Origin of the sequence: Methylobacterium sp. J-026 (assembly GCF_022829585.1) — a bacterium.
In the GTDB taxonomy this organism is placed as follows: domain Bacteria; phylum Pseudomonadota; class Alphaproteobacteria; order Rhizobiales; family Beijerinckiaceae; genus Methylobacterium.
Window position 1 is genome coordinate 1 of sequence record NZ_JAKSYC010000108.1, and the last position, 6,215, is coordinate 6,215.

The 6,215-nt window shown below is 71.3% G+C and carries 7 protein-coding genes; 1 reads left to right on the plus strand and 6 read right to left on the minus strand.

All coding sequences use genetic code 11. The features are described from left to right. Window positions 1–205 (plus strand): MucR family transcriptional regulator (locus MKK69_RS10340; RefSeq protein WP_243967705.1); only part of this gene is annotated, 205 nt, incomplete at its 5' end. Here the strand turns inward: MKK69_RS10340 and MKK69_RS10345 are convergent. The 6 genes from MKK69_RS10345 to MKK69_RS10370 all read right to left on the minus strand — a co-directional run. Continuing rightward, window positions 178–546, minus strand: a complete 369-nt coding sequence (locus MKK69_RS10345) for a hypothetical protein (protein ID WP_243967706.1) — start codon at window positions 544–546, stop codon at window positions 178–180. The genes MKK69_RS10340 and MKK69_RS10345 overlap by 28 nt on opposite strands. A gap of 189 nt (window positions 547–735) precedes the next feature. Next, complete coding sequence (locus tag MKK69_RS10350) at window positions 736–2,340, minus strand: ABC transporter ATP-binding protein (RefSeq protein ID WP_243967707.1); 1,605 nt, start codon at window positions 2,338–2,340, stop codon at window positions 736–738. Between the two features lie 3 nt (window positions 2,341–2,343). Beyond that, window positions 2,344–3,765: a M20 family metallopeptidase gene (locus MKK69_RS10355; RefSeq protein WP_243967708.1), complete on the minus strand. Its 1,422-nt coding sequence runs from the start codon at window positions 3,763–3,765 to the stop codon at window positions 2,344–2,346. 46 nt (window positions 3,766–3,811) lie between these two features. Then, the gene (locus MKK69_RS10360; protein ID WP_243967709.1) at window positions 3,812–4,747 is read right to left on the minus strand and encodes an ABC transporter permease; all 936 of its coding nucleotides are present in this window, start codon (window positions 4,745–4,747) and stop codon (window positions 3,812–3,814) included. A 7-nt stretch (window positions 4,748–4,754) separates the two neighbouring features. Then, window positions 4,755–5,672 carry an ABC transporter permease gene (locus MKK69_RS10365; RefSeq protein WP_243967710.1) on the minus strand — a complete coding sequence of 306 codons (918 nt, stop codon included), beginning with the start codon at window positions 5,670–5,672 and terminating at the stop codon, window positions 4,755–4,757. Between the two features lie 122 nt (window positions 5,673–5,794). Then, window positions 5,795–6,215: carboxyltransferase domain-containing protein (locus tag MKK69_RS10370; RefSeq protein WP_243967711.1), on the minus strand; the 421-nt coding region annotated here is incomplete at its 5' end.

A 6,215-nucleotide genomic window follows, 5' to 3' on the forward strand; every position in this document is an offset into this window, starting at 1 on the left:
CGGCCGGTCCTACAAGACCCTGAAGCGGCACCTCACCGCCCACGGCCTGTCGCCGGATCAGTATCGCGAGCGCTACGGCCTACCGGAGGATTACCCGATGACGGCCCCGGGCTACGCCGCGCAACGCTCGGCGCTCGCCAAGGCGATCGGCCTCGGCGTCCCCGGCGGCCGGGTCGATCAGCGCAGGACCGGCACGGACGGCTGATCGCCGCCGCGGCGCGGCGCGGACGCTGTCCGGTCCGCGGGGCCCTGGAACGGCAGCACCTGCGCGGTCTCCGGCGCGGTTCGGAGCGAGCGCCCGAGATCGGGGCGTGCGGGCCGGCCGAAGGTGTCGGCCCAGCTCAGCTTGATCACCTGGCCCGCCGGACCCTCGCCCGCCGGGACCCCGAACGCGGCGTCCGCGCCGGGCCGACCCGGCTTGCGCTGGCCCGCGCCGATCCAGCGCGCGATCCGCTTCTCGGGCCCGCGGCGCTGCGCCGGCGTCACCGTCGGCACGGAGCGCTTGGCGTTGCGCCGGATATCGTCGGGCTGGTCTGAGATCGACACGCTGCAATATTCCCGTCCGCGTTCGAGCTGCGAGCGAGGACGGATAGCGGGTTCAGCCGTGGATCCGCCGGGGTGCTCGACCCTCGACACGGCGCATCCTACCGAAACGTCCGAAGCGGGACAGGGCAAGTCCGTCCAAAAAACTTGTCTCAGCGTCCCAGATGCGCCCGATCCAGGCCCGGGCCGCCGTCAGGCGACGCCGGCACCGGGCACCGCCGCCAGCAGGCTGCGCGTGTAGGCGTGCTCCGGCGCGGCGAACAGCTCGGCGGTGCCCCGGATCTCCACGACGGCCCCCCGGTGCATCACGGCGATCCGGTCGCAGATCGTGGCCGCCACCCGCAGGTCGTGGGTGATGAACAGCATGGCGAGCGACAGGCGCTGCTTCAGGTCCTCCAGCAGGTCCAGCACCTGCCGCTGGACCGAGACGTCGAGCGCCGAGACCGCCTCGTCGGCCACCAGCACGTCCGGCTCCATGGCGAGCGCCCGGGCGATGCCGATGCGCTGGCGCTGGCCGCCCGAGAAGGCGTTCGGGTAGCGGGCGGCGGCCTTGGGATCGAGGCCGACGAGGTCGAGGAGGTTTCGCGCCCGCGCCCGGGCCTCCGCGGCCGGCACCCCGTGGGCGATCGGGCCCGCCGTGATGATCTGCTCGACGGTGCGCCGGGGGTTCAGGGACGCGAACGGGTCCTGGAAGATCATCTGGATGCGGCTGCGCTTGTCCCGCAGCGCGGCCTTCCCGAGGGCCGTGTAGTCGAGCGCCCCCAGCCGGACCGTGCCGCCATCGGGCTCGATCAGGCGGATCGCCAGCCGCGCGGTGGTCGACTTGCCCGAGCCCGATTCCCCCACCAGCCCCAGGGTCTCGCCCCGGCGCACGTCGAAGGTGACATCCTGGACCGCCGCCACGACCCGCGGCTTGCCGAACAGGCGGCCCTTCGTGGAATAGGTCTTGGCGAGGCCGCGCACCGACAGGGCGACGGGGGCCTCCCCCAGGGGCGGCCGCGGCGGCGGGGTCAGGCTCGGGACCGCGGCGAGCAGCGCCCGCGTGTAGGGCGCCTGCGGGTCGCGCAGCACCGAGTCTGCGGGGCCCGATTCCACGAGGCGTCCGCGCTGGAGCACCGCCACGTGGTCGGCGATCTCGGCGACCACGCCGAAATCGTGGGTGATGAACAGGACGCTCATCCCGCGCTCGCGCTGCAGGTCGCGGATCAGCCGGAGGATCTGGGCCTGGGTGGTGACGTCGAGCGCCGTGGTCGGTTCGTCGGCGACCAGGACGGAGGGCTCCAGGGCCAGCGCCATGGCGATCATCGCCCGCTGCCGCTGCCCGCCGGAGAGCTGGTGCGGGTAGGCCCGCACCGCCTCCGCGGGGTTCGGCAGCCCGACCTCGGTGGCGAGCGCCACCGCCTTGGCCTGCCGCTCGGCCCGGGTGAGCAGGTTGTGCGCCTCGAACATCTCGGCGATCTGGTCGCCGATCCGCATCACCGGGTTCAGGGCCGTCATCGGCTCCTGGAACACCATGGCGATGCGCCGGCCCCGTAGGCGCCGCCAGGCGGACTCGTCGAGGGTCAGGAGGTCCCGGCCCTCGAACAGGATCGAACCGGCGGTCGGCTTCAGGGCCCGGGGCAGGAGTCCGGTGAGCGCGTAGGCGCTCATCGACTTGCCCGAGCCCGATTCCCCGACCACGCAGAGGATCTTTCCGGATTCGAGGTCGAGGTTCAGGCCCTCGACCGCGTGGGGCCGGTCGGCACCTTTCGGGAGCGCGATCGTCAGATCGCGGATGCGGACGACCGGCTCGCTCATGGTTCAGGCCCTCGCGGTGCGGCGGCGGAGGATGTCGGGCCCGGCCTCGCCGAGATCCCAGAACAGCCCGGCCATGATCGCCAGGCCCTCGCGGGTGCTGGCGGCGAGCATGTGCTCGTCCGGCCCGTGCTGGCGGCAGGCCGGGTAGGAATGCGGCACCCAGAGGGTCGGCAGCCCCAGGATCTCCGAGAAGGCGTCGTTCGGCAGCGAGCCGCCGAGATTGGGCAGCAGCGCCGGCTTTTTTCCGGAACTTGCCTCGATCGACTCCAGGGCCCACTCGACCCACGGGTCTTCAACGGGCAGCCGCGTCGCCTGGAAGACCTCCGCGGCGCGGGCCGGCCGGACCGCGATCATCGGGAAGCCGTGCGCGTCGAGATGGGCGCGCACGTTCGCGATGAGGTTCTGCCAGTCGGTGCCGACCACGAAGCGCAGCTGCAGGGTCGCCTTGGCGTGGGGCGGCACGGCGTTGAGCGGCCCGTCCGGATCGCCGGTCTTGAAGGCCAGCACCTCGAGGGTGTTCCAGGCGAAGACCCGCTCGGCCGGGGTCAGCCCCGGCTCGCCCCAATCGGCATCGATCGTCGGCGCGCTCGGGTCCTCGCCGACCCGGATGTCACGAAGCGCCGCGCGCACGCCCTCGGGGATCGGCGGCGGCCGCAGGGCCTCCACCCGGATGGCGCCGCTTGCATCCACCATCGAGGCGATGGCCGAGGCCAGCACCGTGCCGGGGTTGCGCAGCAGCCCGCCCCAATTGCCGGAATGGTGGGGGCCCTCGCGCAGGTTCAGCGACAGTTCGAAATTGTAGGCGCCGCGGGACCCCAGGAACAGGGTCGGACGCTCGGCATTGAGCCGCGGCCCGTCCGAGGCGATCAGCACGTCGGCGCGGAGGGCCTCGGCCTGCGCCCGGCAGAACGGCCGCAGGCCCGGGGAGCCGGATTCCTCGCCCATCTCGATCAGCAGCTTGACGTTGAAGCCGAGGCGGCCGTCGCGGGCCGCGATCACCTGCTCCAGGGCGGCGAGGTTGAGGACGTGCTGACCCTTGTTGTCGGCGGTGCCGCGGCCGTACCAGCGGTCGCCCTCGACCACGATCTCCCAGGGGCCGAGCCCCGCGCGCCACTGCTCGGGATAGCCCCGCACCGTGTCGCCGTGGCCGTAGATCAGGACGGTGGGCAGGCCCGAACCCTCGTGCCGCTCGGCGATCAGGAACGGCCCGTGCACCCCGTCCGGGTTGTCGAATGTTTTCGGGGGCTCGAAGCCCAGGCGTTCTACCAAGGGCGTGACGAAGGCGTCGAGATAGGCGCGCAAAGCCGCCTCCTGCCCGGGGGCCTGGCTCTCGGTGGGCATCGCCACCGCCTCCCGCAGGAGCGCGAGGAACGCGCCCGAGTCGAAGGCCTCAGTGGCGCGCGCGATGGCGGCGTCTCGCATCATGGTGTGTTTCCCGTGAAACATTTTGGTGCCGTGCCGGCCGGCCACGTCAGTGACGCGCCTCGGGGGCGGTGATGTCCCGCAGGCCATCCCCTAGGAGATTGATCGCCAGCACGAGGAGGAGCAGCGCCACGCCCGGGATGGTGATCACCCAGGGCTGGAAGAACATGTACTGCTTGCCCTCGGCGATCATCAGGCCCCAGGACGGCAGGGGCGGCTGCACCCCGAGGCCGAGGAACGACAGGGCCGCCTCCAGCAGGATCGCGTGGGCCATCTCCAGGGTCGCCACCACGATCAGCGCGTTCATGATGTTGGGCAGGATCTCCTGCAGGACGATGCGCAGGTCGGTGAGCCCGGCGGCGCGGGCCGCGCTGACGAAATCCCGGTCGCGGATCTGCTGGGTGGCGGCCCGGGTCACCACGGCGAAGCGGTCCCAGAGCAGGAAGCCCAGCACCAGCACCACCACCTTCAGGGAGCCGCCGACCAGGGCCGCCATGGCCAGCGCCACCAGCACCACCGGCATGGCCAGCCGGGTGGTCACCACGTAGCTCACCACCGCGTCGACCCAGCCGCCGAAATAGCCGGCACACAATCCGAGAACGGTGCCGATCAGCCCGGAGATCAGCGCCGCCGAGACCCCGATCAGCAGGGAGATCTGGCCGCCGTAGAGCAGGCGGCTGAGATAGTCGCGCCCGAGCTTGTCGGTGCCGAGGATATGGTCCCAGCTCCCCTTGGCCTGCCAGATCGGCGGGATCAGGCGGCGGGAGACGTCCTGCGCGTAGGGGTCGTGCGGGGCGATCAGCGGCGCGGCGAGGGACGCCAGCACGATCAGGCCGAGGATACCGGCGCCGATCAGGAACCCGCCGTGGCGCAGGCCCCGCCGCAGGACGATCCCTGTGGGGGACGGGACCGGCGCCAGGGCGATCGGCGCGTCCGGCGGGAGGGCGGGGGCGGCGAGCGCCGCCGTGTCGGGGGGCAGGCTCATCGCGACCTCAGGCTTGGCGCAGGCGCGGATCGAGGAAGGCGTTCAGCAGATCGGCCGCCAGCGTCAGGCCGATATAGATCATGGCCAGCACCAGCACGATCGCCTGGACGACGGGGAAGTCGTTGCGGGCGATGGATTCCCAGGCGAGCTGGCCGAGGCCCTGGAGCGAGAACACCGCCTCGATGACGATCGAGCCGCCGAGCATGAAGCCGAACTGCACCGCCGACAGGGCGATCACCGGGATCACGGCGTTGCGCAGGGCATGCCGCACCAGGATCTTGCGGGGCGGCAGCCCCTTGGCCCGGGCGGTGCGGACGTAGTCGGAGGCCAGCACCTCCAGCATGCCATTGCGGGTCAGCCGCATCACGGCGGGCATCGCGTAGTAGCCGAGCGCCACCGCGGGCAGGACGAAGTTCTTCCAGGTGGCGTTGCCCGAGACCGGCAGCCAGCGGAGGTTGACGGAAAAAACCAGGATCAGGGTCAGGCCGAACCAGAAGCTCGGCATCGCCTGGCCGAGCACCGAGACGGCGAGCGCCAGCCGGTCGATCCAGGTGTCGCGCTTCACGGCGGCGATGACGCCGAGCGGGATCGCCACGAACAGGGCCACGCCGAGCGCGATGAACCCGAGATACAGCGTGATCGGCAGGCGGGCGGCCAGCAGGTCGATCACCCGCTCGCGGAAGTAGAAGGAATTGCCGAAATCGAGGTGCAGCGCCCGCCAGGCCCAGGTGAGGAACTGGGTGAGCAGGGGCTGGTCCAGGCCGTATTCCCGCCGGATCGCCTCGATCTGCGGGCCCGTGGATTCGGGGCCGGCGATGGCGGTGGCGAGGTCGCCCGAGAGGTGGAGGAGCAGGAAGCTCGCCACCGAGACCGTGAAGGCCACCGCCAGGGCGACCAGGACGCGCCGGAGGGTGAAGGTCAGCATGCGTCAGGCTCCTTCCTGGCGAGGCAGATCGCGCCGGCTCTCCCTCCCCCCTCTGCGGGGGAGGGTGGCCCCCGAAGGGGGTCGGGAGAGGGGAGCGACGGTGCAGGATAAACCGATGGTCTTCATGACGGTCGGCCAGCCCGGCGATCTCCTCCTGCTGCTGCGAGGCCCGCTCGGACAGCTGCGCCCGCTGCCCGTCCCGGCTCGCCCGCCGCCTCGCGGGCGCGCAGCGCGTCGAAGGTCGCGGCATCGACGGGTTCGAAGCGGATCAGGTCGTCCGCGCCGACGAAGAAGCTCGGGTCGCGCTCCGGCGCGTAGAGCCGGGCCGGGGTGGCGCCGATCACGTACCAGCCGGTCGTCATCGGCACGGTGGCGACCGCGGCGAGCCCGCCGCCGATCACCACGGCGTTTGCCGGCCGTTGAGCCAGTATATGGCATAACAAAACGTCGCTTATCGATATATTGCCGAGCAAAAATTGAGGAATGTACGCAATAATGCTGAAAACTATTGCAGTGAAAACAAATTCCAAGAAAACGGCACTC